Here is a 26,205-nt window from a genome sequence, read left to right as displayed (position 1 = left end):
ACTCCCGGTGAGAAAAGTTCGGCATAATGGAATGCCGATTGGGAAGGTGAGATGACCGAGACTTCAGAAATACGCGTCGAGCAGGTCAAGCTTGACGAGCTCTATGCACGACTCGACGAATTGCGGGATGAGGCAACGGCCCGCCTGAGCACGGTGAGGATCTCCGAAGTCGGCGGCAATCATCAGCACCGAAGTGAGCGGGATGCGTTCGCGACTCTGTATGAGGACCAGCTGATACGGCTCAACAGTGCCGAAGACGGCCTGTGCTTCGGCCGGCTCGACTTCAATTCAGACGCGGAGCCCAGCTACATCGGACGGATCGGACTCACCGATGCCGACCGTCAGCAGATCCTCATCGACTGGCGGGCACCGGCCTCGGAGCGGTTCTATCAGTCGACTGCTGCCAGCCCGGCGGGAGTCGTGCGGCGTCGACATCTGGTGACGAAGAACCGCACTGTCACAGACCTCGAGGACGATGTGCTCGACATCGAAGCTCTCGACGATGCGCAGCGGTCGAATCTGCAGGGCGAGGGCGCGCTGATCGCGGCCCTGACCAACCACCGCACCGGTCGGATGGGCGATATCGTCGCGACCATCCAAGCCGAGCAGGATGCCATCATCCGCCAGCCGCTCCAGGGCGTGCTCGTGGTCCAAGGCGGACCGGGCACAGGAAAGACGGCGGTGGCGCTCCACCGCGCGGCCTTCCTCCTCTATCGCCACCGGGAGCGCATCGCCAAATCAGGTGTGCTGCTCGTCGGGCCCTCCCCCGTGTTCCTCAAGTACATCGAGAAGGTTCTGCCCAGCCTCGGCGAGACCGGTGCGCTTCTGCTCACGCCCGGACAGCTCTACCCCGGGCTCGACACCGAGATCAGTGACGACTCCGACGTGGCGGTGATCAAGGGTCGGACGGAGATGGCGGCGGTGCTGAAGAACCACATCGCCAACTACGAGCGGGTCCCGGACCAGGACGTAGAGCTGCGTGTCGGCTCGCACACCATCTGGCTGCGCCGTCGCGACGTGCGTGGAGCGCGCGATCGAGCACGTCGCGGCGGAGATGCTCACAACACTGCCCGGAACGGGTTCGTCTCCGGACTGCTCAAGACCCTCGCGGAAGATCTGGCACGGGAGATGGGCCTCGACGGTGCTGGGGAAAGACTGCCGGAGCTGATGGAGGAGCTGCGCTCAAGCGTGGATGTGCGTCGCGCTCTCAACCTCGCCTGGTTCCCGATCAGTCCCGCTGCGGCGCTGCGTGCGCTGCTGACCAAACCCCACAAACTGCAGGCCGCTGCCGGACACCTGCTCTCACCCGCGGACCAGGAAATGCTGCTCCGCCCGGCCAATGCCGAACTCACTATTTCCGACGTCCCTCTCCTCGACGAGCTCGCGGAGCTGCTCGGCAGCAGTCCGCAGCAGTCCGAAGCGCGGGACGAGTCCGCTCGGGAGTACGCCGAAGCCGTCCTCGAGATGACGGACACCTCGTCCCTCATCGACGCGGAGACCCTGGCCGCCAGGTGGGAGGAGGAAGGTCCGACGATCACGCTGGCGGAGAGAGCGCTTGACGACCGCGAGTGGACCTACGGCCATCTCGTCGTCGACGAGGCTCAGGAGCTCTCCCCCATGCAGTGGCGTGTGCTCTTCCGCCGGGTCCCCTCGAAGTCCGCGACCGTGGTGGGAGACCTGGCCCAGTCCTCGCATGTGGACAACACCAGGACCTGGCATTCGATTCTGTCCGAATTCGTCGGAGATCGCTACGCCCTCCAGGTGCTGACAGTCTCCTACCGAACGCCGCAGTCGGTGATGGATCTGGCCAACCGTTATCTGCATCGTCATTTCTCGCAGCTCGAACTCGTCGAATCCGTCCGGCAGGGCGGCCCCGACCCGCGGATGGAATCGTTCACCTCGGCGCAGGAGGCGATCAATGCCCTTGTTCCCACCGTGCGGGACGAGGTCGAATCCGTGGGTGGCGGCAAGATCGCCGTGATCGCGCCCGTCGACCTCATCGATTCCGTCGCCGAGGTGCTCGTCGGCTTCGACATCGGCCGTTCGGTCACCGGCCTCGACCATCAGATCGCAGTCATCACTCCGCAGCAGGCGAAGGGACTCGAATTCGATTCCGTCGTCATCGTCGAACCCGGACTGATCGCACCGGCGAATCACGAGGATGGGGTCGGCGCGCTCTACGTGTCGCTGACTCGAACGACAGATCGGCTGCGGATCCTGGCCGCTGCGCCGACCGAGCTGTCAGAGCTCATCGCCGGCTGAATCAGCGCGGCCACCCGCACGTTCGCCACATCTGAACGGACGCAGAGCACAGGGCGCATCGGAGTCATCTCCGATGCGCCCTGTGCTTGACTCTGCGCGGACTCGTCTGCCCGGGCGAGGACAGTAAAAGGCCGCTTGACGGTTCGGCTTCCCCTCCGAACCGCAAGCGGCCGCGCGCCGAAGCGCGCACTGTCAATGTTACACAAGAATCGGTGTGCTGGACTACTCCGCTCACAGATTTCTGGGGGTGATTTTCTCAGGCTTGGAAATCTTCGGGAGTCGCCTGCCTCGCATCTCCCGATTTCAGAGCCGCATCGGCACGCAGAGAATCGATCGCCGCTTCGAAGTCTTCGAGTGAGTCGAATCCCTGGTAGACGCTGGCGAATCGCAGGTAGGCGACCTGGTCGAGTTCGCGCAGGGGCTCGAGGATGCTCAGTCCCACCTCGTCGGCGTCGATCTCGGCGATCCCTTTGGAGCGAATGTCCTCTTCGACCTTCTGTGCCAGCTTCGCCAGATCGTCGTCATTGACCGGTCGCCCCTGACACGCCTTGCGCACACCGGACATGATCTTCTGACGTGAGAACTCCTCCGTCACGCCCGAGCGCTTGATCACGGACAGGCTGGTCGCCTCCATGGTCGTGAAGCGGCGTCCGCAATGGCGGCACTGACGCCTGCGACGGATCGCGGCACCATCTTCGCTGGTCCGTGAATCGACGACACGGGAATCTGATTCACGACAGAATGGACAACGCATTTCTACTCCTCGAACCGGATGCTGACGGCCCGGCCGTGGGCGGGCAGCTGTTCGCTGTCGGCCAGCACCTCGATGTGGTCGGCAACCTCGGCCAGCGCCGAACGGTCATAATCGATGACCTGGCTGACCTTGATGAATGAGTGCACTCCGAGGCCGGAGCCGTGGGCGGCAGTACCCATCGTGGGCAGGACGTGGTTCGATCCTGCGCAGTAGTCGCCCAGGGACACCGGCGCCCAGTCCCCGACGAACACCGCTCCCCCATTGGTGATCCGTGCGGCAACCGCATGAGCGTCAGCGGTGTGGACCTCGACATGTTCTCCGGCGTACCCGTTGACGACGTCGATGCCCGAGGCCAGATCGTCGACGAGGACGATGGCCGACTGCTGACCCGACAGTGCGGTGTCGATCCGCTCGTGGTGGACCGCGGCAGGAACCTGGGCGAGAAGCTCCGCCTGCACACGTTCGGACAGCTCGGTCGAGTCTGTGACGAGAACGGAGGCTGCGAGTTCGTCGTGTTCTGCTTGGCTGATGAGATCGGCGGCGACGAACGCCGGATCCGCCGTCGAATCGGCCAGAATGATGATTTCGGTGGGTCCGGCGACGGCGTCGATGCCCACCTGGGTGCGCATGAGCGATTTCGCGGCAGCGACGTAGGCGTTGCCCGGACCTGTGATCAGGTCGACGGGTGCCAGGTCCTCGTCATCGTCGAGGCCGTAGGCAAGAGCACCGATGGCCTGAGCACCGCCCATGGCCCAGACCTCATCGACGCCGAGGATGTGGGCAGTGGCGAGGACCGTGGGGTGGGGCAGCCCGTTGCTCTGGGGCGGACTGGCGATCGCCAACGAGGCAGAGCCCGCGGCCTGTGCCGGCACGACATTCATCACCACGGTCGAGGGATAGACAGCCAGCCCGCCGGGCACATAGAGACCGACCCGTTCGATCGGCAGGTGACGTGTCGTCACCTGCGCCCCGGAGGACAGTTCAGTGCGGACATCGTCGGGACGCTGATCGTGGGCGACCTGCCGGGCGCGGGAGATCGATTCGACCAGTGCCGATTTGATGGCAGGGTCCAGCTCGGCCTCGGCGCGCTTCAGCTCGGAGACCGGCACCCGCAGCGACTCGAGGTCCACGGAGTCGAATCTCGCCGTGAACTCCTTGACGGCGCGAGTGCCCCCGGACTGCACCTGGCTCAGCAGCTCGGCCACGCGTCGTTCGATATCGGCATGCGTCTCGGCGGCACGGGGCAGCCTCTGCTTGAGGAATCTCTTGGTCAGTCTCTCGCCGCGGAAGTCCAGAATGTTCACTCGCACCATTCTAGTCCCCGTCCCTGCACCGATTCCCTCTGCCTCCGAATCAGACAGTCGGACAGTGTCTCAGGCGGTCAGACAGCGAGAGCCCAACAGCGCTTTGAGATCACCGTAGAGACTCGGATTCGGGTCGACTCGGATGGCACGATCCAGCCGCATCACCGTCTGCCTGCCCGGCTGCGAGAGGACCAGGTGCACATCGGTCTGCCCCTTGTGCGATTCGAGGACCCGCAGCAGCTTCGACGCCATGTCCTCAGTCGCCTTCTCCATCGGGAGCAGGAGGTTGAGGGGCCGGTCCTTCGGGTCCGTGACATCGGGAATCGTCATCGACATCGCCATCATCGACGTCGGCCTGTCGTCGGAATGACGGATCCGACCGGTCAGCGAGATGACGAGGTCGGTGGCCAGCAGGCTCGCCACGGGTTCGTAGGTGTCACCGAAGAACATGACCTCCACCTCGGCGTTGAGGTCCTCAACGTTGACGATCGCGTAGGGTTTGCCCGAGTTCTTCGAGACCTTGCGGGTGACCTGAGTGATCATTCCGCAGATCTTGACCTGCGATCCGTCGTGCCGGTGCGATTCCGGATCCACCACCTCGGCGATGGAGGCCTCCGACTCCGCCGCCAGGACACCCTCGAGACCGTTGAGGGGATGATCGGAGACGTAGAGACCGATCATGTCGCGCTCGAAGGACAGCTTCTCCTTCTTCTCCCATTCGGGCCGGTCGGGGATCGCCACGGAGAAGCTCGGCTCATCATCGTCTCCACCGAGACCTGCGAACAGGTCGAACTGACCGTTGGCCTCCTGACGTTTGACTCCGATGACCGAATCCACGGCCTCTTCATGCACTTCGACGAGTGATCTGCGGGTCTGGCCCAAAGAATCGAAGCCGCCGGCCTTGATGAGTGATTCGATCGTGCGCTTATTGCATACGTGGCTGGGCACCTTGTCGAGGAAGTCCGTGAACGAGGTGTAGCTGCCCTTCTCATTCCGGGCCTCGACGATCCCGTCAACGACATTGGCACCGACGTTGCGCACCGCGCCCATGCCGAAGCGGATGTCCTCACCGACCGGGGTGAAGTGCAGAGCGGAGTCGTTGACATCGGGCGGCTGCACCGTGATGCCCAGTCGTCGGCACTCGTTGAGGTAGATGGCCAGTTTGTCCTTGTTGTCGCCCACCGAGGTGAGCAAGGCTGCCATGTACTCCGCCGTGTAGTGGGCCTTGAGGAACGCCGTCCAATAGGACACGAGGCCGTAGGCGGCCGAGTGGGCCTTGTTGAATGCGTAGTCGGAGAAGGGCAGCAGGATGTCCCAGAGCGCCTGAGCGGCAGCCTCGGAGAACCCGCGCTCCTTCATTCCTCCGAAGAAGCCCACCTGCTGCTTGTCCAGCTCGGACTTCTTCTTCTTGCCCATGGCACGGCGCAGAATATCGGCTTGGCCCAGCGAATAGCCGGCGACCTTCTGCGCGATCGCCATCACCTGCTCCTGATAGATGATGAGACCGTAGGTCGTGCCGAGGATGTCCTCGAGCGGCTCCTCGAGCTCCGGATGGATCGGAGTGACCTCCTGCTGACCGTTCTTGCGCAGGGCGAAATTCGTATGGGAGTCGGCGCCCATCGGCCCCGGACGGTAGAGGGCGATCGTCGCCGAGATGTCTTCGAAGTTGTCCGGCTTCATCAGCCGCAGCAGAGCACGCAGGCCACCACCATCGAGCTGGAACACGCCCAGTGTGTCGCCACGGGAGAGCAGCTCATAGGCGCCCTGGTCCTCCAAGTCGAGGTGCTCGAGGTCGAGATCATAGTCGCGGTTGGACTTGATGTTCTCCACTGCGTCGGAGATGATCGTGAGGTTTCGCAGCCCCAGGAAGTCCATCTTGATCAGTCCGAGGCCCTCCGACGTGGGGTAGTCGAACTGGGTGATGACCTGCCCGTCCTGAAAGCGGCGCATGATCGGGATGACGTCGATGATCGGGTCGGACGACATGATCACCCCGGCCGCGTGGACGCCCCACTGCCGTTTCAGTCCCTCGATGCCCTTTGCGGTCTCAAAGGTCTCGCGCGCCTCAGCGTCCGAGTCGACGAACGCTCTGAACTCCCCCGCCTCGTTGTACCTCTTCGATTCGGGGTTTTCGATGTCGGCCAGCGGAATGTCCTTGGCCATCTCGGCCGGCGGCAGTGCTTTGGTGAGACGTTCGCCCATGGAGAAGGGCTTGCCGAGGACCCGTGCGGAATCCTTGAGCGCCATCTTCGTCTTGATCGTGCCGTAGGTGACGATCATCGCCACACGTTCGTCACCGTATTTCCGTGTCACATAGTCGATGACCTCGCCGCGGCGACGATCATCGAAGTCGACGTCGAAGTCGGGCATGGAGACGCGGTCGGGGTTGAGGAACCGCTCGAAGAAGAGCCCGTGTTTGAGTGGATCGAGGTCGGTGATGCGCATCGCGTAGGCGACCATCGAACCGGCACCCGAGCCACGCCCAGGGCCGACCCGGATGCCGTTGTCCTTGGACCAGTTGATGAAGTCGGCGACGACGAGGAAGTAACCGGGAAAGCCCATCGAGATGATGATATCGAGCTCGTAGTCGGCCTGTTTGCGCACATCGTCGGGGATTCCTCCCGGATACCGATATTCGAGCCCTGTCTGGACCTCTTTGACCAGCCAGGAGGTTTCGTCCTCACCAGGAGGGCAGGGGAACTTCGGCATGTAGTTCGCGGAGGTGTCGAAGGAGACTTCGCACTTCTCGGCGATCTCAAGCGTGTTGTCGCAGGCTTCGGGGAACTCGGAGAACAGCGCACGCATCTCCGCTGCTGACTTGAGATAGTAGCCGGACCCGGAGAAGGCGAAGCGCGAGCCACCCTGGTCATAGGTGGGTTCGATGAGCTTCGAGCCCGATTGGATGGCGAGAAGCGCCTCGTGCGCCTTCGCATCGGATTCGTGGGTGTAGTGCAGGTCGTTGGTCGCGACCAACGGGATGTCCATTTCCTTGGACAGACGGATCAGGTCCTTGGTCACTCGCTTCTCGATGGAGAGACCATGGTCCATGAGCTCGACATAGTAGTTGTCTTTGCCGAAGATCTCCCGATATTTGCCCGCGGCGGCCTTGGCCTCTTCGTACTGTCCCAGACGCAGCCGAACCTGGACCTCACCCGACGGGCAGCCTGTGGTGGCGAGCAGGCCGTCGGAGTAGGTCTCAAGCAGTTCCTGATCGATGCGCGGCCATTTTGCGGTGACGGAGTCGAGGGAGGCATGCGAGGAGGCCTTGAACAGGTTGCGCATGCCGGTGTTGTTCCGCGACAGCAGCGTCATGTGGGTATAGAGGCCACCACCTGAGAGGTCATCGCGCTTCTGCGACTCATCCGTGCGCCACTTCACCCTTGTCTTATCACGCCGGTCCGTGCCCGGAGTGACATAGGCTTCGACGCCGATGATGGGTTTGATGCCGGCAGCGGTCGCCTGGGACCAGAAGTCGAAGGCCCCGAAGAGATAACCGTGGTCTGTGGTTGCGATGGCCGACATGCCGGAGGCATTGGTCGCAGCCATCAGGTCCGTGAGCCGGGCTGCTCCGTCCAACATCGAGTATTCGGTATGGACGTGAAGATGGACGAAATCGTCTTTCGGCACTGACAGCCTTCCCTGAGATATGACCTGTGTTGCGACCCCAGCTTAGACCATTGGGCACTCGACGAGCAGGGGCTTTGCTGCCACCTCGGCGTCCGAGGGGCGCTCGCTCATCGATGTCCTGCCGATGCGATCGGGCACGCTCTTACCGGCAGAGATCAGGGTGTGCGGATGCGATCAATCGCATACTGCAGGTCCTCGGGGTACCCGCTCTCAAATTCGACCCATCTGTTCGAGTCGGGATGATGGAATCCGAGTTTGACAGCGTGCAGCCACTGACGTTCCAGGCGGAGATCCTTGGCCAGCACCGGATCGGCTCCATAGGGAAGATCCCCGACGCAGGGACGTTTCAGCGCAGAGAAATGGACTCGGATCTGGTGGGTTCGCCCGGTTTCGAGGTGGACTTCCACCAGGGATGCTCGCCTGTGGGCTTCGAGGACCTCGTAATGGGTGATCGCGTTCTTGCCCGCGCTGTGGACGGCATAGAGTCCGTCATGACGCGGGTTCCGAGCGATGGGGGCGTCGATGGTACCGAGAACGGGGTCCGGCAGTCCCTGAACGAGCGCGTGATAGGTCTTCTCCACGGTGCGTTCTTTGAATGCATGCTTGAGGACGCTGTAGGCATGCTCGCTCTTCGCGATCACCATTAGACCGGAAGTGCCTACGTCGAGACGCTGGACGATCCCCTGCCGCTCGGGCGCACCAGAAGTGGCGATTGTGAAGCCAGCGGCTGCGAGTCCGCCGACGACGGTCCGCCCCTTCCACCCTTGCGCAGGGTGTGCGGCGACGCCAACGGGTTTGTCGACGACGACGAAGGCTTCCTCGTCATGGACGATCCTCATCCCGGGGACCGGGTCCGGCACGACCTCCAGGGGCCGCTGCGGCTCGGGCATCATGATGTCGAGGCGTTCCCCGGATTCGACACGGTCCGATTTTGCGACGACCTGTCCCGACAGCTGCACGCCCCCTTCTGCGCAGATGTCAGCGGCTGCTGTGCGGGAGAGCCCCAGCAGCTTCGACAGCGCAAAATCCACCCGCTGACCTTCAAGGCCCTCGGGTACCAGGATCGAGCGTTCAGCCATGTGTGTCCTCTCCGACCGTGCTCGCGTGCTTCGAGTCCGATCCGTCCAGTTCGATGCCTTTGAGGCTTGCCACCACGAGGGTGACAGCCGCTGCGGAGATCGCAATGTCGGCGACATTGCAGATGAATAATGACAGGTCGATGAAATCGACGACGGCCCCGTGCAGGAATCCGGGCTGCCGGAACAGTCGATCCACGAGGTTGCCGAACAGTCCGCCCAACAGCAGACCGAGCCCGATCGCCCAGGCCACGGAGCCCAATTTCCTCGACAGGAAGAGGATCGCAGCGAAGACAGCGATCGCGATGAGGGGGAAGATCCAGGTCATGCTCGAACCGAGCCCCAGTGCCGCCCCGGGGTTTCGGTAGAAGTCGAATCCCGCCAGAGTACCGATGACAGGTACCGGTTCCTGTCCTTCGAGGAACCTGACTGCGAGAAACTTGGTGAACTGATCCACCACGAGGACGATCGCTGCTATGCCGAACAGCATCCCGAGCATTCTGCGCCGACGGGGTTTCGTCTCGGTGGCATCATCGTTCATTTGGCTCATTCTAACTCACTGTCTGACGACTCGATGGCACCGATGCCCGCGCTATGGCACACCTCACGGGGACACTGACAAGGTCCGGGATCTCCATGGAGTTCCCGGACCTTGAGTGTCTGCTGCGAGGAATCAGAGTTTGTGATTCGACGAAGAACCGAAGGAGTTCCCGTCCAGGGTCTCCGGTGCCAGACTTGTGGAGTTCTCGAGATCGCGCAACTGGTCGTTGAGGTAGCTCTTGAGACGCGTCCGGTACTGACGTTCGAAGTTCGACAGCTGGTCGATCGAACGCTCGAGGGTCGACTTCTGCGTTTCCAGGGTCGACAGTGTCTCGTCACGTTTCGTCTCGGCTTTGCCGACGATGTCTTTGGCTTCGGTCTCCGCATTCTTGATGAGTTCGTCGCGGCGACGTTCGCCCTCTGTGACGTGCTCATCGTGAACACGCTGTGCCAGGGCGATGAGTCCGTGGGCGTCGCCGTCCCCGCCCATGCTCGAGCCGAGGCCGATGCCTGCGGCAGTGCCGGCAGCAGCCGGTGCTGCACCATTGGCTGCGGGTGCGGATTGGTTGGGGGCGTTGCTCTGCGGAGCAGGAGCTGCTTCCTTGACCGCCGGTGCCGATGGCTGCTGGGTCGTTCCTGGAGCAGCCGGAGCCTCTGGGGTCTGCGCTTTCTCCTGCTTCGACGCATCCGCGTCCTTCTGGGAGGGCACCGCGGCAGGCATGGCCTGAGTGGCATCGATGTCCTGCGCGGGTGCGGCAGCAGGTGCGCCGCCGGAGTCAAGTTCCTTGACTCGCTGCTCGGCGGTGGAGAGCTTCTGACGAAGTTCGTCGTTCTCCTGGTAAAGACGGCGGATCTCTACGACAACCTCATCGAGGAAATCGTCGACTTCATCCTGGTCGTACCCGTCGCGGAACTTCACATGCTGGAACCGCTTGTTTACTACGTCTTCAGGCGTGAGCGCCATGAGGTCACCTTTGGTCGATCTACATTCATTACGCTGCCGCCATAAAGACGGCTACAACGTCACATTAGCGTAACACCTGCAGTTTTGTCCTGCAGTAATGCCGTGTCACGGACTCATATGACGAAGTTGTAATATTCGACCCTAGCAACACTCAGAACAGTTCTGCGAACTGAGGGTCCAGATCACGGGGCCGCTGTGATGTTCGCAACAGGCTCAGGGCCAGTTCGAAACTCTGCACAGCGGGCGGCCCGAACACCGTGGTTCAGCCGACTCCGCAGGCACCGTGGTTCAGGCGACTCCGTAGGCCAGGCTCCTGAGGAACGATGCCAGGATCTGAATTCCGATCAGCAACACGATGAACCCCAGATCCAGCGAGATCTGCCCCAGACGCAGTGGCGGGATCACCTTGCGCAGAAGACGGAGCGGCGGATCGGTCAGAGTGTAGACGATCTCTGCGAGGACAAGCAGGAAGCCGGACGGTTTCCATTCGCGTGAGAACACCTGCACGAGGTCGAGGACAACTCGTGCCAGGAGCACATAGACATAAAGACTGAGTGCGAGGGCGAGGATGTAGAAGATGGTGGCCACGTGGTTCCTCGTGCCTTTCTTTGGTGCTTACCTGTCGGGGTCCAGTCTATACGCTCGAGCTGAGGATGCGATCAGAATGACCTCGATGTGAGGTCAGACTCCTCAGCTCTGGTTGAAGAAGCTGGCCTGGGTGTCCGGATCCGACTCGTTCTCCCCGCTGACTTCGATGTTCTCAGGCGTGAGGAGAAACACCTTGTTGGTCACACGTTCGATGGATCCGTGCAGGCCGAAGATCAGGCCCGCTGAGAAGTCGACCAGGCGCTTGGAATTGTTCTCGTCCATTTCGGAGAGATTCATGATCACGGGCGTTCCCTCGCGGAACGCGGCACCGATCACCATAGCGTCATTGTAGCTGCGGGGATGGATTGTCTTGATGCGGTTCATGGAGATTCCTGGCGCGGGAGAGTCAACTGGACGAATCGGTGACGGGTGGATCGGCGTGACCTGAGCAGGGGGCCGTTCCTCGTCTTCGACATGGTCGTCATGGTCGTCGACGGGCTCTTCGTAGGTGTCGATGACCTCGCGGTCACGACGGTCGATGGGCTGCTCGTCCTCTTCTTCGACGAAACCCAGGTATTCCAGCGTCTTCTTGATTGCTGACATTTCTCCACTCCTCGGCCTTCGGCACTTCGTCGCCTGCCGCCAAACTATCTCAACAGACCATCCCGGCGGGTGAGTCTCATGGGTGTGTCGTGGGGTTTTCTTCCTGCAGCCAGACCACGCCCGCGAATCTGCCTGTGCTGCGCTGCCTCCGATAGGAGAACAGATCATCGGACTCCCGTGTGCACGTGCGGGAGAAATGGTCGATACTGACTCCTGCCCGGCGCAGCTGTTCCGCCACTGCTCCGGCAACATCGAGGGCCGGAGTCCCGGTCACCGACACCGAAGCGGCCACCGGCTCAACGGCGGCGACTTCGTCTCTCAGCGCCGCAGGCACTTCATAGCAGCGCGGGCACACCGACGGACCGATGATCGCGTGGATGTCCACAGCACCTTGATCCTGCATGGCAGTGATCGTGGCCGGCACGACGCCTGCTGCCATTCCGGGGCGTCCGGCATGGATCGCGCCAATGACTCCCGCCTCGGGGTCGGCGAGCATAACCGGGGTGCAGTCGGCCACCATGATGGCCAAACCGATGCCACCGCGCGCCGTGACCTGCGCGTCTGCTGTCACAGGCTCCTCGCGCAGCTGCTCTGGTGACTCGATGATGCGGACGTTCGTACCGTGGACCTGGGACACGAAGCTCAGTCGTTCCCCACTCAGACCGAGGACCTGAGCCAGGGCTGCCCGGTTCGCCGCAACCAGCTCGTCGTCATCTCCGACATGCCTCGCCAAGTTGAACGACGACAGGTCTCCCCTCGAGTAGCCGCCGTGCCGGTCGGTGAACGCCACGTGTGCATTCGACCTTCCGGGGACGACGAATCTCGAGTGCAGCATCTTACTTCAGGAAATCCGGGATATCGAGATCGTTGTCGAGGCTCGAGGTGCTGCGCTCGTTGGGCAGGGAGGCCGGGATCTGATGCTCGTCGCTGCGAGGTTCAGGCTCGACGTCGGCTGCGGGCTCAGCTTCTTCGGCGGCCGGGGCCGGCTCGACCTCTGCCGGAGCCGTGGCCATCGGAATCGAGGCCGGGGCGGCTTCGCCGGCGGTTGATTCCTGGCCCGGAACGGAGTTGTCGAATCCTGCGGCTATCACGGTGACGCGGCATTCGTCACCGATATTGTCGTCGATGACAGCGCCGAAGATGATGTTGGCTTCGGGATGTGCGGCTTCTTGGACCAGGCGGGCTGCCTCGTTGACCTCGAACAGTCCCAGGTCGGCCCCGCCCTGGATGCAGAAGAGTACGCCATGGGCGCCGTCGATGCTGGCCTCGAGCAACGGCGAGGCGATGGCGGACTCCGCAGCCTGGACGGCGCGATCATCCCCAGTGGCCGCACCGATGCCCATGAGCGCGGTACCGGCGTCCTGCATCACTGATTTGACGTCGGCGAAGTCGAGGTTGATCAGGCCCGGTACGGAGATGAGATCCGTGATGCCCTGGACACCCGAGCGCAGTACCTCATCGGCCGAGCGGAACGCGTCGACGACGGACACGCTGCGATCGGAGATGGAGAGCAGACGGTCGTTGGGAATGACGATGAGGGTGTCGACCTCTTCGCGCAGGGCGGCGATGCCGGCTTCGGCCTGCGCGGAACGACGGCGTCCCTCGAAGGTGAATGGGCGAGTGACGACGCCGATGGTGAGTGCTCCCAGGGAACGTGCGACGCGGGCGACGACCGGGGCCGCACCTGTGCCTGTTCCTCCACCTTCGCCAGCCGTGACGAAGACCATATCGGCACCTTCGAGTGCGTCGCGGATGGCTTCCTCGCTGGAGTCCGCGGCCTTGCGGCCGATCTCCGGATCAGCGCCGGCACCGAGTCCGCGAGTCTGGTCACGTCCGATCTCCAGCTTCACATCGGCGTCCGACAGCACGAGTGCCTGGGCATCGGTGTTGATCGCGATGAACTCCACACCGCGCAGCCCGACGTCGATCATCCTCTGAACAGCGTTGACACCGCCGCCGCCGGTACCGGCAACTTTGATATCTGCTCCGGATTGTGGGAATTCAGCCAAGTCGGTTCCTCTTTCGGCGCATCGTCCACGCATCGTCTGCGTGCAAATTCGAAAAGTCTTCTTTGCCCTGAGGCTATTGTCCGGGGCAACACCACTGCAACCATTCTCGCCGGAGTGTCGGACTTCGGCCAAACTCCAGGCCCGGTGTGTCGGCGGCAATGACGGGCAACCCGTCCGGTTCGCCGGGTTTTCAGTTCGTCACGGGCACCGATGGCACGGACACGTCGATCTCGGTCCGCCCGTCGGCCGCCAGCTGCATCGCAGTGCGCATCTTCAGGTTTGCGCTTGTGCTGTCACCGAAGACCACCTTCGCCTTCGTGTCTCCCTTGTCGATGACCCCTGCGAGGTTCTTCTCGTCCTTCGCCTGGATCGAGGCCAGATCGGAGCGCAGCTCTGGTTGAAGTCCGGCCATGAATCGGATCACGGCGGCGACTGTCTCTTGGTCCGGAGCACCGCCGGACTCTTCGAGCACGGTCACGCCCTTGGGCGCATCGTCAACGGTGCCCAAGCTGACGGCTTCGTCGTCGAAGAGCGTGAACCCATCGGTCGTCGTGATCGCCAGGACGGGTTGCCGATCGGTGATTTCGATGCTCAGGCTCCGCAGTCCCGAATAGTGCACTGAAGCCTGTTTCGCCCGTGGAAACTCCTCCAGGACCTTCTCCTCCACCGATCCCGGTCGCACCCGCGGCAGCGGTGTTCCGCCGTAAACGTCGAGCACCGATTCCGTGACCTGTTCGTGGTCGACCAGCTGACTGCCCTTGACGCTGACCTTGCCCAGCGCCAGCAGCGGGGTGAACCACAGCAGGCCGGCGATGACGAGGATCGTCGCGACAGCGCCGATGAGCAGGAGACGACGACGCCAGACCTGTTTCCGCCGTGCGCGGATGACCCCGGTGAGGTCCGCGGTGGAGTTGTCGTCGGTGCGCGGTTCGGGAAGGGGCACCACAGCGTTCAGGCCTCCAGAGCGGTGAGCAGCTCGGGTCCCAGGATCGTCACATCCCCGGCGCCGAGGGTGAGCACGAGGTCGCCGGGACGCACACGCGCCGCGACATAGGGCACCGCCTCGTTGAACGATTCGATGAAGGTCACGTTCTCGTGTGGGACACGATCGGAGATCAGCGCACCGGTGACACCGGGCACCGGATCCTCCCTGGCGGGGAACACATCAAGGACGACCACCTCGTCGGCCAGTCCGAGCGCCTCGCCGAATTCGGCTCGGAACTCCATCGTGCGCGAGTACAGATGCGGTTGGAAGATCGCCCACACCCGGCCATCGTCGGTGACGACGCCGCGTGCCGCACTCAGCACCGCCCGCAGCTCCGTCGGATGGTGCGCGTAGTCGTCGATGACCCGCACCCCGGCGGCGATTCCTCGTTCCTCGAACCGGCGTCGCGTGCCTCCGTAGTTTCCGAGACCACTCGCCGCCTTGGCGACATCGGCACCGAGGCTGTGTGCAACGGCGATCGCGGCCGTCGCATTGAGCGCATTGTGGGTGCCAGGTTGCCGCAGCGTCACCGGCAGTCCTTCCGACTGTCCCGGCACGTCGAGCACGAACTCCGAGACCAGGCCCGAACGGAGTTCGCGCAACCGCACGTCGGCGGTTTCGGAGGTTCCGTAGAGGATGACGTTAGTCCCCTGCGCTCGGGCATCCTCGGCGACGTCGAGCGAACCCGCGTCATCGGCGCAGGCGATGACTGTTCCCCCGTCGGCACCGATGCCAGCGCAGAATTCGACGAACGCCTCCCTCACCTTCTCCGGGCTGCCATAGTAGTCCAGGTGATCTGCCTCGACGTTGGTGAGAATGCCGATCGTCGGTTCGTAGAGCAGGAACGATCCGTCCGATTCGTCCGCCTCTGCGACGAAGACGTCGCCGGTTCCCAGATGGGCGTTGGTACCGGTCGTCGACAGCACTCCCCCGATGACGAACGACGGATCGAGCCCGCAGGCCTGTAGCGCCACGGTCGTCATGGAGGTCGTGGTGGTCTTGCCGTGGGTGCCGGCTACGGCAACAGCTCGCTTGTCGGCCATCAGCGAGGCCAGCGCACCCGATCGGTGCAGGATCCGCAGGCCCTTCCGCTCGGCTTCGACGAGTTCGGGGTTGTCCTGGCGGATGGCTGAAGAGATGACCAGGGTGTCGGCCTCGCTGAGGTTGTCCGCCGTGTGCCCGATCTCGACCCGGGCGCCCAGTGTCCGCAGCACGTCGACGACTGCAGACTCCTTCGCATCCGACCCGGACACTGTGACGCCGTTCATGACCATGATCCGCGCGATCCCGGACATGCCCGATCCGCCGATTCCGATGAAGTGGACGGCGCCCAGCTCGGTGGCCGGGACGATTTCAGGTGTGCTCATGTTCAACCTCTCAGCGCGTGCGTGACGATTGCGGCCATGGTGGTGGCGGCTTCGGTCGGATAGTGCAGATCAAGGGCTGCTCGGCTCATTGCGTCCAGGCGAGTGTGGTCGGTCACGAGAGGCAGAATCTGATCCGTCACGGTCGAGGGAACGAAGTCTGCATTGTCGACGAGCAGCGAGGCGCCGGCGCTGACGCTGCCGGCAGCATTGAGGCGCTGTTCGCCGTTGCCGATGGCCAGTGGAACGTAGAGTGCCGGGACCCCGACGACGGTGGCTTCGGAAACGGTCGCGGCTCCGGACCGTGCTACAAGCAGGTCAGCGACGCCGTAGGCTCGGTGCATTCCGTCGACGTAGTCGACGACGTGGTAGTCGGGCAGCTGGGCCGCCGCTGCCCGCAGGACCTCGTCCTTACCGGCGCCGGTGATGTGCAGGACTTGCACTCCGGACTCCTGGCACTGTGCTGCTGCGGCGAGGAATGCATCATTGATCCGCTGTGCGCCGGAGGAGCCGCCGGTCACAACCAGGACCGGTCTGTCGTCGTTCAGGCCGAGGTCCGCTCGCCAGTCCTGTCGCTGCACGGGGTCGCTGCGGTCGAGTGCGGAGATCTCGGTCGGCATCGGCATGCCGACCAACGTGGAATTGCGCAGCTTCGTATCGGGGAACGTGACGCCGACCATTCCCTGCTTCGTCAGGGCAGCGCCGAGGCGGTTGGCCATTCCGGGCTTCGCGTTGGCTTCGTGGACGATCAGGGGAATCTTCGCCTGTTTGGCCGCGATGAAGGCGGGTGGGCAGACATACCCGCCGACTCCGACAACGGCCCTGACATCTCGCTCGGCGATGATCTGCTTGACGTGTGAGACGTTGGCGGCGAATCGCTTCGGGAACTTCAATGCGGCCGGGCCGATCGATCTCGGCATGGGGACCTTGTCGATGGTGAGGAGTTCGAAGCCGGCTTTCGGAACGATGTCGGCCTCGAGTCCGTCTGCGGTTCCGAGTGCGAAGACGTCCCAATCGGGATGGGTCTCACGCAGTTCACGGCCGATCGCCAACATGGGCGAAATATGGCCGGTGGTGCCTCCACCGGCAAGGAGAATGCTCGTCATCTCACTTCTTTCTCTTTCTGGCCAGTACGGCGAACGACGATCTCACTCGATCTTTGTGCACCTTGATCGCAGCCGAGGCCCCGTCCTCGGTTCTGGCGAAGGACAGTACCACCCCGACCGCCAGCAGAGAGGCGACGATAGAGGATCCGCCGTAGGACACAAACGGCAGAGGCAGGCCGATGACCGGAAGAATCCCGGTCACGACGCAGATGTTGATTGCGGCCTGTCCGATCAGCCATGCGAAGAGGCCGGCCGTGGCGATCTGGATGAATCTGGACTTCGAACGCAGAATCACCCGGATCAATCCGCAGGCCAGAGCCGCGAACATGAGGATCACTGCCAGCGACCCGAGAAGGCCGAGCTCTTCACCGATGATCGCGAAGATGAAGTCATTGTGGGCCTCGGGCAGCCAGGACCATTTCTCGCGGCTGGCGCCGAGCCCGACGCCCAACCAGCCTCCGGAGGCCAATGAGAACAGGCCGTGGTTGGACTGCCAGGCCTGACCCGTGACGTCGGAGGCGGTCTGCTCTGCGTGACCAGTGAGTGCCGCGGTGATGCGTCGGAGTCGGTTCTCCGAGCTGAAGACGAAGAACGTGGCCACGGCAGCCAGTGACCCGAAGAGCAGGAGGAAGTACTTCCAGGGGAAGAAACCGATGAACAGACAGGTGAGGGCCATGGCCATGAGCACCAGTCCCGTGCCGAGGTCATTGCCGCCGACGACGAGACCGACGGCGATGACGATGCCCGGGACGACAGGGATCATGGCGTGGGCGAAGGTCGTCATCTTTCCGTATTTGCTGGCCAGAACGTATCCCAACCACACGGCCAGGGCGATCTTGAGGAACTCCGAAGGCTGCAGCTGGAAGCCGCCGAACTGGATCCAGTTGGCATTTCCCTTCGTGGCCTTGCCGATGCCGGGGAGGAAGACAGCCGCCTGCATGACGACGCCGAGCGCCAACGCGGGCCATGCCAGCCTGCGCCACCAGTGCAGCGGGACGACGGTCGCCACGGTCATGAGGACGATGCCCATCGCAACGAACCCTGCCTGCTTGTTGAAGTAGGCGAAGGACGATCCTTCTCCTCCGTCGTATGAGGTGATCGAAGAGGCGGAGAGGACCATGACGAGCCCGAGACATGTCAGGGCAAGGACGGAGACGAGAATCAGGTAGTAGGTCGTGAGCGGGTAGGCAGAGACTCGCGCGAACTCACGGCGCACCGTTGACAGCATCGCCCGGCCGGCTCCTGCCCGAGGCTGACTCGACGTGTCGGTCGTCTTCGTCGGCACGTGCTTCTTCGCAGCCGACTTCTGCTGAGTCTGCGCCTTCCGCTTGGTCTGCGGTTTCGTGGCCTGCGACTTCCGCTTCGGTTGGGGCTTCCGCTTCGGTTGTGGCTTCGTGGACTGCGGCTTGACGGGCGCACTCTTCTTCGCAGTCGAACTCGACGTCGACGAACTCGAGGTGGGCTTCTCTGTGGTCTTCTTCGACGCGGCGTTCGAGTCTTCCGCGGGGCTCACGACCGGTTCTGCCGACCTGCTCGGGCCCGGACGGCGGCGTGATTGTGACTTCGCGGTTGCCTGCCGTCCCATGTCAGCTCCCCAGGTGAGCGTGGACAGCCTGGGTGAAGAGTTCACCCCGAGTGTTGTAGTTGAGGAACTGGTCCATGCTGGCTGCCGCGGGCGCCAGCAGGACGGCGTCGCCGGAGTGGGCGACGCCTGCGGCTGCTTCCACGGCGGCAGCGACCACGGCTTCACCGCGGCGTTGGGGTACGCCAGAGTCGACTGCGAGCGCTGGTTCGATCCGGATCACCTCGAGATCGGGGACAGTCGCGGCTATGGCCTCGCGGAAGGCGGAGTCGTCGGTTCCGATGAGCACGAGTGCCCTCAGCCTGTGCCCGTGTTCGGCGAACAGTGACGTGAAGTCGGCCCCCTTGGGCAGTCCCCCGGCGATCCACACGATCGATTCGAAGCTGCCGAGTGAGGCATTGGCCGCGTGCGTGTTCGTCGCCTTCGAATCGTCGATCCAGCGAACACCGCTGTTGTCGGCGACGGTCACCATGCGGTGCGCTCCCAGCGAGTGGTTCTTCAGCCCTTCGGAGATGGCCTGGCCGGGGACTCCGATGCTGCGAGCCAGAGCCGCGGCGGCGAGGGCGTTCGACACCTGGTGGGCTGCCGGCTCACGGCCGGGGGCCCCGGTCGCCGCGGCCACATCGTCCAAGGATGCGAGTTCTGCGGCAGAGGAGTAGCGCTGCGGGATGAATGCTCGGTCGACCAGCATGTCCTCCACCACGCCCAACTCCCCCGGTCGCGGGATGCCCGTGGTGAAGCCGATGGCCTTGGCCCCGGCGACGACGTCGGCATCCTCGACCATGTGCAGGGTGACCTCGTCGGCGACGTTGTAGATGCACGCGGTCTTGGTTTGGTGGTAGATCCTGGCTTTGTCCGCCTCATAGGCATCGGCGCTGCCGTGCCAGTCCAAATGGTCCGGGGCGATGTTGAGCACAGCGGCGGAATCGGCACTCAACGAATACTGCCAGTGGAGTTGGAAGCTCGAGAGTTCGATCGCCAGGACCTCGAGCCCGGGTTCGAGCACGGCTTCGAGCAGCGGCGCTCCGATGTTTCCGCAGGCCTTCCCCTTCAGGCCGTGGGCCAGAAGCATGGATTCGAGCATCGTTGTGGTCGTGGTCTTGCCGTTGGTGCCGGTGATGGCCAGCCATTTGGCATCGTTGGTGCCACGGATCCGCCATGCCAACTCGACTTCGCCGATGACGGGGACGCCCGCCTCGGCGGCGGCCAGGAGCAACGGATGGTCCGGCCTCCAACCGGGGGATGTCACAACCAGATCGAGCGGTTCGTTCGGCAGCGTCGTCACGTGCTCGCCGCCGCGTCGGATGTCGACATCGAAGACTTCGAGGATCTGTGCCTTCTCGCTGACGTCCGCCTGGTCATCGCCGTCGACGACGATCACGTCGGCGCCGCGTTCGCCGAGGTGGACGGCAGCGGGGAACCCTGTCACACCGAGACCGGTGACGAGGATCCGCAGGCCGTCCAGCGACGAGCTGGGCCCCACGAGTGCGGACGGGACCGCCGCGGCGTTCGGATAATCGATGAAGGGGTTCTCAGCCAATGCGAGACACCCATTCGGCGTAGAAGAGGCAGATTCCGGCGATGACGAAGAGCGCGGCGATGATCCAGAAGCGAACCACGATCGTGACTTCTGCCCATCCCTTGAGTTCGAAGTGATGTTGGAGCGGAGCCATGCGGAAGACGCGTTTGCCTGTGGTCTTGAACGAGATGACCTGGATGATCACCGAGAGTGTGATGATGACGAAGAGTCCGCCGAGGACGAGGAGCAGAAGTTCGGTCCGGGTCATGATCGCCAGACCTGCGATCGCGCCGCCGATGGCCAGAGAGCCGGTGTCGCCCATGAAGATCTTCGCGGGCGAGGTGTTGAACCACAGGAAGCCGAAGCAGGCCGCTGCCATGGCGCCCGCGACCATGGCCAGGTCGCGCGGGTCGCGCATGTAGTAGCAGGCGCTGGTGGCCTCCGACATCAGGTTGCAGTTCTGCGTCGACTGCCAGGTGCCGATGACCACGTAGGCGGCGAACACGACCACCGAGGCGCCTGCCGCCAAACCGTCGAGGCCATCGGTGAGATTCACGGCATTGGACACCGCGGTGACGATGAGGTTGGCCCAGATGACGAAGAGGATGAGACCGAGCACAGCGGATCCGAAGGCCAAGTCGAGGTTGGTGTCACGGATGAACGAGATCTTGGTCGAGGCAGGGGTCTCTCCGAATGAGTTCGGGAACTGCAGCCCCAGGACCGCGAAGGAGATGCCGACGAAGGCCTGGCCGATGAGTTTGGGCACTGGCCGCAGTCCGAGGGAACGCTGCTTCTTGATCTTGATGAAGTCGTCGAGGAAGCCGACCACGCCGAGTCCTGCCGCCAGCCACAGGACGAGGAGTCCGGACGCGGTGGGGACGGAACCCGTGAACAGGTGTCCGAGCAGGTAGGCCAGGATGGCAGCACCGATGATGACGACGCCGCCCATCGTCGGGGTGCCGCGCTTCGTGGCATGCGAGGTGGGACCGTCGTCACGGACGAACTGGCCGTAGCCCTGTTTGACGAGAACACGGATGAACAGCGGTGTGCCGACCAGCGCCAGGATCAGTGCCAGGCAGGCGGCTAACAGTACGGCGATCATTGGCCCCCCGATACACCGGCGATTTCATCTCCGAGATAGCGCAGACCGGCATCCCTGGAGGATTTGAACAGGACGATGTCGCTGGGCGCCAGCTCTGCATTCAGCAGATCTTTCGCCTCGGCTGCAGTCGCGACCCAGGCCGCTTCGTTGCCCCATGAGCCTTCGAGGTTCGCCGCGTTGAAGATGGGCTTCGCTCCCTCGCCGACGACGATGGTGCGAGTGATGTTCAGCCTCACGACGAGTTCGCCGATGTCGGAGTGGGCGGAGATCGATTCGTCTCCGAGCTCCAGCATCTCGCCCAGGACGGCAAAGGTCCGACGGGGCCGGCTGTCTTCGTCGCCGCGGCCCATCGACGCCAGCGTCTTCAGGGAGGCCCGCATGGATTCCGGGTTCGCGTTGTAGGCGTCGTTGAGCACGGTCACGCCGGAGGGAGAGTCAATGAGCTCCATCCGCCACCGACTCGCAGCCGAGGAGGTCGAGAGAGTGGTCACGATGGACTTCGTTCCCACCCCGCAGGCGTGAGCGATGGCCGCCGCGGCAAGCGCATTGCCCACATGGTGTTCGCCGATCAGCGCCAGACGCACGTCCTGCGCTTCTTCGCCCGGCAGGTTCAAGGTGAATGTGGCGTGCCCGGAGGAGTCGGTGGTAACTCCCGTTCCCTGGACCGTTTTGTCCTCGCCGCCGATCCATTCGGGCAGCGATTCCCTTTGTGAGAACCAGAGCGTGTCGACCTCGGGAGACAGCACCTCGCGCATCCCGGCGACTCGTGAGTCATCGGCGTTGAGGATCGCGACGGATCCCGCGGTCAGGGACTCGACGAGTTCTGCCTTGGCGCGGGCGGTGTTCTCAATCGAGCCGAACACGCCGGAATGGGCGGTGCCGACAGCGAGTTCTACGGCGATGTCCGGACGGACGAGGCCGGTGAGGTAGGCCAGGTTGCCGATGGAACGGGCGCCCATCTCCAGCACCAAGAACCGTGTGCTCTCACCCGCCCGCAGTGCGGTCAGCGGTACACCCACCTCGTTGTTGTAGGAGTTGGGCGGCCACACCGTCTCTGCCTCGCCTGCCAGCAGATCGGCGGCCAGATCCTTCACAGTGGTTTTGCCGACCGAGCCGGTGATCGCGATGACCGTGATCTCGCCGACCTCACGCAATCCTTCGACACTGGACTTGGCCAATTGTCCCAGTGCTTCCGTGGCATCGGAGACGAGAACCGTCGGCAGCGTCGCATCGTCGAGGGTGGGAACGGATTCGCCGATGATCAGCGCCGCGCCGGCCTCCACTGCTGCTGCTGCGAATTCGATGCCGTCGAAGGACTCACCTCGGCGGGCAACATAGATATCGCCGGGTCCGATTTCTCTCGAATCGGTTACCACTCCGGCGGACAATATGGTCTCGGGGTCAACGCCGTACAACTCGCCGGAGACGGCGGTTGCGATTTCGGCTGCAGTCAGTCGCTTCATATCAACTGTGAACTTTACCTGTTTGTACGCCGTCGAGTCGCGCGCTCAACGCTGAGCGTGTCTTCGACCGGTCGTCGAAGTCGGTCACGACGCCCGCAGCGGACTGTCCGGTTTCGTGTCCCTTCCCAGCAATGAGCACGGTTGTGGAGGCCTCGGCAGTGGCGATCGCCTCGTCGATGGCGGCTCCCCGTTCTGCCACTTCAATGACTTTCTTCACACGTGCGCGCCCGGCCGAGATCTCCGCATCGATGCCCTCCCTGATGGCGGCCCGGATCGAGCTCGGATCCTCGGTGCGCGGATTGTCGTCGGTGAGGACGATCACATCCGCTCCCCGAGCTGCGGCCTGGCCCATTCCGAATCGCTTTCCCCTGTCACGGTCGCCGCCGGCGCCGAAGACGATGACCAATTCCTCGCTGTCTGCGTGCAGAGACTCCAGAGCCTTCTCAATCGCATCAGGGGTGTGCGAGTAGTCGACGATCGCACGGGGCAGGTACTGCGGATGCGATTGGCCCTCGGCGCGCGGGCCGCTGACATCGATGATCTCCATCCGTCCGGGAACCGAAGCGCTGAATGTCCGACCGATTGCACTGAGCTCAGAGGCGGGGATTCCGGCTTCGAGCAGCATGGCCGCCGCCAGTGCGGTATTGGTGACGTTGAAGTCCCCTGGCAGCGGAGAACGCAAGGCGATGCCTTCGTCTTCGACCCCGTCGAGGTGGAGGATGAAGTCGGAGGCACCCGGAGTGTGTTCGATCCGAAGTTCGCTGCGATCGTCACGCCCGAGAGTGCGCACCGGCACCTGCGCGGCCTCGACCATCTTCTCGCCCCACCTGTCCTCGACGACGATGACTGCGGTGTCGGAAAAGGCGCGGGTGAACAGTTCGGCCTTGACACCGAAGTATTCGTCCATCGAATTGTGGAAGTCGAGATGGTCCTGGGAGAGGTTCGTGAAACCGGAGACCGCGAAGTGCGCCCCGTCGACCCGGTGCTGGCTCAGGGCATGCGAGGAGACTTCCATGGCGCAGGTGTCGACGTCGGCGGCACGCATCTTCGCAAACAGGGCATGCAGCTCGGGAGCCTCGGGAGTCGTGCGCACACTCGGCTCGGTCACACCTGCGATGAGTGTCGCCACGGTCCCGATGACACCGGTGCGATGCCCCAGAGCCTCCAGCATCCCGTCGACGAGATAAGTGGTCGTCGTCTTCCCATTGGTCCCGGTTACGCCGATCAGCTGCGGCCGCCCCGAGGTGCCGTACACGGCGGCCGAGACGAACCCCAGGACTGACCGCGGGTGCTCCACGATCAGCCCGGTCACCTCGGCGATGACCTGCGGATCGACTCTCTGGGTGATCATGTCCCAGCCGCTGGCATCGGTGAGAATCGCCGTGATTCCGCGCCCGATGAGGTCCGGTGCGAACCTCGCTCCATGGACGTTCGCGCCGGGCAGCGCCGCATAGAGCTGGCCAGGCGATACCGTGCGCGAATCGTGAGAGACTCCGCCGACCTCACGGTCGGGATCTCCATGGATGGTTCCAGGGGCTGCCGGCAGCAGCTGTGAGATACGCATTATTTCCATTCTCGAGCAGGTAGCTGGGGGTCCGCGGTCGACGGAGGGATCTTCAGGTGCCGCATGGCGAAGCCGGCGACGTCGGAGAACACGGGAGCGGCGGCGCTTCCACCGTAATAGCCGTTTCGAGGCCGCTGCAACGTCACGGAGATCGCGAGCTGCGGATCCTCGGCGGGCAGAACACCGACGAAAGAGGCCGTGTATCCGTCGTAGCCGCCGCCTTCTGCTGCCGGGGCCTGCGCCGTGCCCGTCTTGCCCGCGACCCGATAGCCGGAGACCGCAGCCGATTTTCCGGTGCCCTCGGCGACGACGCCTTCGAGCAAGGTCAGGGTTTGGTCAGCGGCCTTCTTGCTGATGACCCTCTCCGGTTCGCCTTTCGGCTTAGGGATCGTCTTCCCGGACGGGGAGACCATGCCGTCGACGAGGGTCGAGGGAACGTGGACTCCGCCATTGGCGATCGTCGCAATGACGTCGGTGGTCTGGAGAGCGTTCGCTGCCACACCCTGCCCGAACATCACCGTGTACTTGGTGCGGCCGTCCCATTCCTTGTAGGGGTGGAGGATGCCGGCGGTTTGGGCTGGGAACTCGATGCCCGACATCGACCCGAACCCGAACTTCTTCAGGTAGCCGTAACGTTGTTCCACCGACAGCGCGTTCCCCGCCAAGAGGGTTCCGGTATTCGAGGATTGGGCGAGGATTCCCGCGAACGTCAGCTTCTCGTCGGGGTGCGGGTGCGAGTCACGGAAGACTTCTCCGTTAGGGGCCTCCCACTTGTCCGGGACAGTGAATTCCTGTTCGGGGGTGACGAGACCCTGATCGAGCAGAGCCGCGGCAGTGACCATCTTCGCCGTCGACCCCGGTTCGAAGACATCGGTGAAGATGCGGGATGCACGATCGTCGCCATCTACCTTGCCCGGCGAGTTGGGGTCGACGCTGGGGGCATCGGCGGCGGTGAGGATCTTGCCTGTCTTGATGTCCTTGATGACGATTGATGCGGACTCCGCCTCATGCTCCTTCCGCTGTTCCTCGATCGCCTGCTGCGAATAGTATTGCAGCGCCGGGTCGATCGTCGTCTGCAGGCCCTTCCCATCGACCGCTTCGCGAATGTTGTTGTCGCCGAGCGGGATGATCTCGCCTCGTGCGCCGCGCTCGTACTGCTGCTGGCCGTCGCGGCCGCGCAGCTGTTCGTCGTAGGCCTTCTCCAAGCCCGCCTGGGGCCGACCGTCTGAGCTGACGAATCCCACCAGGTTCCCGGCCACTGCGCCTGAGGGGTAGGACCGGACAGCGTATTCCTCCGCGGAGATGCCGAGGATGTTGAGTTCCTTCACCGCACGCCAGGTCTCGGAGGTCAGTCCCTTGGCAACGGGGTTCCAACGTTTGTCGCCGACGAGTTTGGGATACAGCAGCCCGGGGTCGGTGTCGAGGGGTTTGGCCAGGGCTTCGGCAGCACCCCACGCGCCGACCAGTTCTCCGTCGACCTCATACTGGGCCACGTTCTGTTGGTCAACGACAACCCGGTACCGGGATACGGTGTCGGCCAGAACCGTGCCGTCGGAGGCCAGGATCTGTCCCCGAGCGGCGGGCAGGGTTTTGGTGACAAGCCGGTTGGACAGTGCCTTCTCGGCGAGCTTCATCGAATCCATACCCTGGATCGAGATCAGTCGTCCGGAGGTGACGAGGAGAACGAGAATGGACAGAGCTGCGATCAGTGCCATTCGCAGGCGCAGGTTGGGCTTGCCTCGTTCGCCTTTTTTCTTCACCCGAGTAGCTCGTGGTCCCATTGCACTGTCCTT

At 63.5% G+C, this 26,205-nt stretch carries 20 protein-coding genes; 1 reads left to right on the top strand and 19 read right to left on the bottom strand.

Annotated elements, in window-relative coordinates; genetic code table 11:
* Positions 1–51: 51 nt before the first annotated feature.
* Positions 52–2,262, top strand: a complete 2,211-nt coding sequence (locus BLT92_RS17510; RefSeq protein WP_092107673.1) for a HelD family protein — start codon at positions 52–54, stop codon at positions 2,260–2,262.
* Positions 2,263–2,518: 256 nt separating this feature from the next.
* Here the strand turns inward: BLT92_RS17510 and nrdR are convergent, their stop codons facing one another.
* The 19 genes from nrdR to BLT92_RS17415 all read right to left on the bottom strand — a co-directional run bounded on the left by nrdR (position 2,519) and on the right by BLT92_RS17415 (position 26,193).
* Complete coding sequence (nrdR, locus tag BLT92_RS17505) at positions 2,519–3,016, bottom strand: transcriptional regulator NrdR (RefSeq protein WP_092107671.1); 498 nt, start codon at positions 3,014–3,016, stop codon at positions 2,519–2,521.
* A gap of 2 nt (positions 3,017–3,018) precedes the next feature.
* Complete coding sequence (gene hisD / locus BLT92_RS17500) at positions 3,019–4,329, bottom strand: histidinol dehydrogenase (protein WP_092107669.1); 1,311 nt, start codon at positions 4,327–4,329, stop codon at positions 3,019–3,021.
* Positions 4,330–4,389: 60 nt separating this feature from the next.
* Positions 4,390–7,899 carry a DNA polymerase III subunit alpha gene (gene dnaE, locus BLT92_RS17495; RefSeq protein ID WP_231939171.1) on the bottom strand — a complete coding sequence of 1,170 codons (3,510 nt, stop codon included), beginning with the start codon at positions 7,897–7,899 and terminating at the stop codon, positions 4,390–4,392.
* Positions 7,900–8,102: 203 nt separating this feature from the next.
* Positions 8,103–9,026 (bottom strand): RluA family pseudouridine synthase, encoded by a 924-nt coding sequence (locus BLT92_RS17490; RefSeq protein WP_092107665.1) that lies wholly within the window; start codon positions 9,024–9,026, stop codon positions 8,103–8,105.
* Complete coding sequence (locus tag BLT92_RS17485) at positions 9,019–9,564, bottom strand: signal peptidase II (protein WP_092107663.1); 546 nt, start codon at positions 9,562–9,564, stop codon at positions 9,019–9,021. Before BLT92_RS17485 ends, BLT92_RS17490 begins: the two co-directional genes overlap by 8 nt.
* Positions 9,565–9,696: 132 nt before the next feature.
* Complete coding sequence (locus BLT92_RS17480; RefSeq protein WP_092107661.1) at positions 9,697–10,527, bottom strand: DivIVA domain-containing protein; 831 nt, start codon at positions 10,525–10,527, stop codon at positions 9,697–9,699.
* Between the two features lie 288 nt (positions 10,528–10,815).
* On the bottom strand, positions 10,816–11,115 hold the full coding sequence (locus tag BLT92_RS17475) for a YggT family protein (RefSeq protein WP_092107659.1): 300 nt from the start codon (positions 11,113–11,115) through the stop codon (positions 10,816–10,818).
* A gap of 102 nt (positions 11,116–11,217) precedes the next feature.
* Positions 11,218–11,718 carry a cell division protein SepF gene (locus BLT92_RS17470; protein ID WP_092107657.1) on the bottom strand — a complete coding sequence of 167 codons (501 nt, stop codon included), beginning with the start codon at positions 11,716–11,718 and terminating at the stop codon, positions 11,218–11,220.
* 76 nt (positions 11,719–11,794) lie between these two features.
* Positions 11,795–12,508 (bottom strand): peptidoglycan editing factor PgeF, encoded by a 714-nt coding sequence (gene pgeF, locus BLT92_RS17465; RefSeq protein ID WP_231938898.1) that lies wholly within the window; start codon positions 12,506–12,508, stop codon positions 11,795–11,797.
* Positions 12,509–12,554: 46 nt separating this feature from the next.
* Positions 12,555–13,727, bottom strand: coding sequence for a cell division protein FtsZ (ftsZ, locus tag BLT92_RS17460; protein ID WP_092107655.1), 1,173 nt, complete (start codon positions 13,725–13,727; stop codon positions 12,555–12,557).
* A gap of 190 nt (positions 13,728–13,917) precedes the next feature.
* Positions 13,918–14,673, bottom strand: a complete 756-nt coding sequence (locus BLT92_RS17455) for a cell division protein FtsQ/DivIB (RefSeq protein WP_092107654.1) — start codon at positions 14,671–14,673, stop codon at positions 13,918–13,920.
* Between the two features lie 5 nt (positions 14,674–14,678).
* Positions 14,679–16,079, bottom strand: a complete 1,401-nt coding sequence (gene murC / locus BLT92_RS17450; protein ID WP_092107653.1) for a UDP-N-acetylmuramate--L-alanine ligase — start codon at positions 16,077–16,079, stop codon at positions 14,679–14,681.
* 2 nt (positions 16,080–16,081) lie between these two features.
* Complete coding sequence (locus tag BLT92_RS17445; RefSeq protein WP_092107652.1) at positions 16,082–17,182, bottom strand: UDP-N-acetylglucosamine--N-acetylmuramyl-(pentapeptide) pyrophosphoryl-undecaprenol N-acetylglucosamine transferase; 1,101 nt, start codon at positions 17,180–17,182, stop codon at positions 16,082–16,084.
* A gap of 1 nt (position 17,183) precedes the next feature.
* A complete protein-coding gene (ftsW, locus tag BLT92_RS17440) occupies positions 17,184–18,767 on the bottom strand; it encodes a putative lipid II flippase FtsW (protein ID WP_092107650.1) in 1,584 nt (527 codons plus the stop codon).
* A 1-nt stretch (position 18,768) separates the two neighbouring features.
* Positions 18,769–20,304, bottom strand: coding sequence for a UDP-N-acetylmuramoyl-L-alanine--D-glutamate ligase (murD, locus tag BLT92_RS17435; protein WP_092107648.1), 1,536 nt, complete (start codon positions 20,302–20,304; stop codon positions 18,769–18,771).
* On the bottom strand, positions 20,297–21,385 hold the full coding sequence (mraY, locus tag BLT92_RS17430) for a phospho-N-acetylmuramoyl-pentapeptide-transferase (protein WP_092107646.1): 1,089 nt from the start codon (positions 21,383–21,385) through the stop codon (positions 20,297–20,299). The genes murD and mraY overlap by 8 nt, the downstream gene beginning before the upstream one ends.
* Positions 21,382–22,848 (bottom strand): UDP-N-acetylmuramoyl-tripeptide--D-alanyl-D-alanine ligase, encoded by a 1,467-nt coding sequence (locus tag BLT92_RS17425; RefSeq protein ID WP_092107644.1) that lies wholly within the window; start codon positions 22,846–22,848, stop codon positions 21,382–21,384. Before BLT92_RS17425 ends, mraY begins: the two co-directional genes overlap by 4 nt.
* Before the next feature lies 1 nt (position 22,849).
* Positions 22,850–24,412: a UDP-N-acetylmuramoyl-L-alanyl-D-glutamate--2,6-diaminopimelate ligase gene (locus BLT92_RS17420; RefSeq protein ID WP_092107642.1), complete on the bottom strand. Its 1,563-nt coding sequence runs from the start codon at positions 24,410–24,412 to the stop codon at positions 22,850–22,852.
* A complete protein-coding gene (locus BLT92_RS17415; protein WP_092107640.1) occupies positions 24,412–26,193 on the bottom strand; it encodes a peptidoglycan D,D-transpeptidase FtsI family protein in 1,782 nt (593 codons plus the stop codon). The genes BLT92_RS17420 and BLT92_RS17415 overlap by 1 nt, the downstream gene beginning before the upstream one ends.
* Positions 26,194–26,205 lie beyond the last annotated feature (12 nt).

The organism is Brevibacterium picturae, assembly GCF_900105045.1.
GTDB classification, from domain to species: domain Bacteria; phylum Actinomycetota; class Actinomycetes; order Actinomycetales; family Brevibacteriaceae; genus Brevibacterium; species Brevibacterium picturae.
Note: the sequence above shows the minus strand (reverse complement) of the source record. Positions and strands in the feature narration are given on the sequence as shown.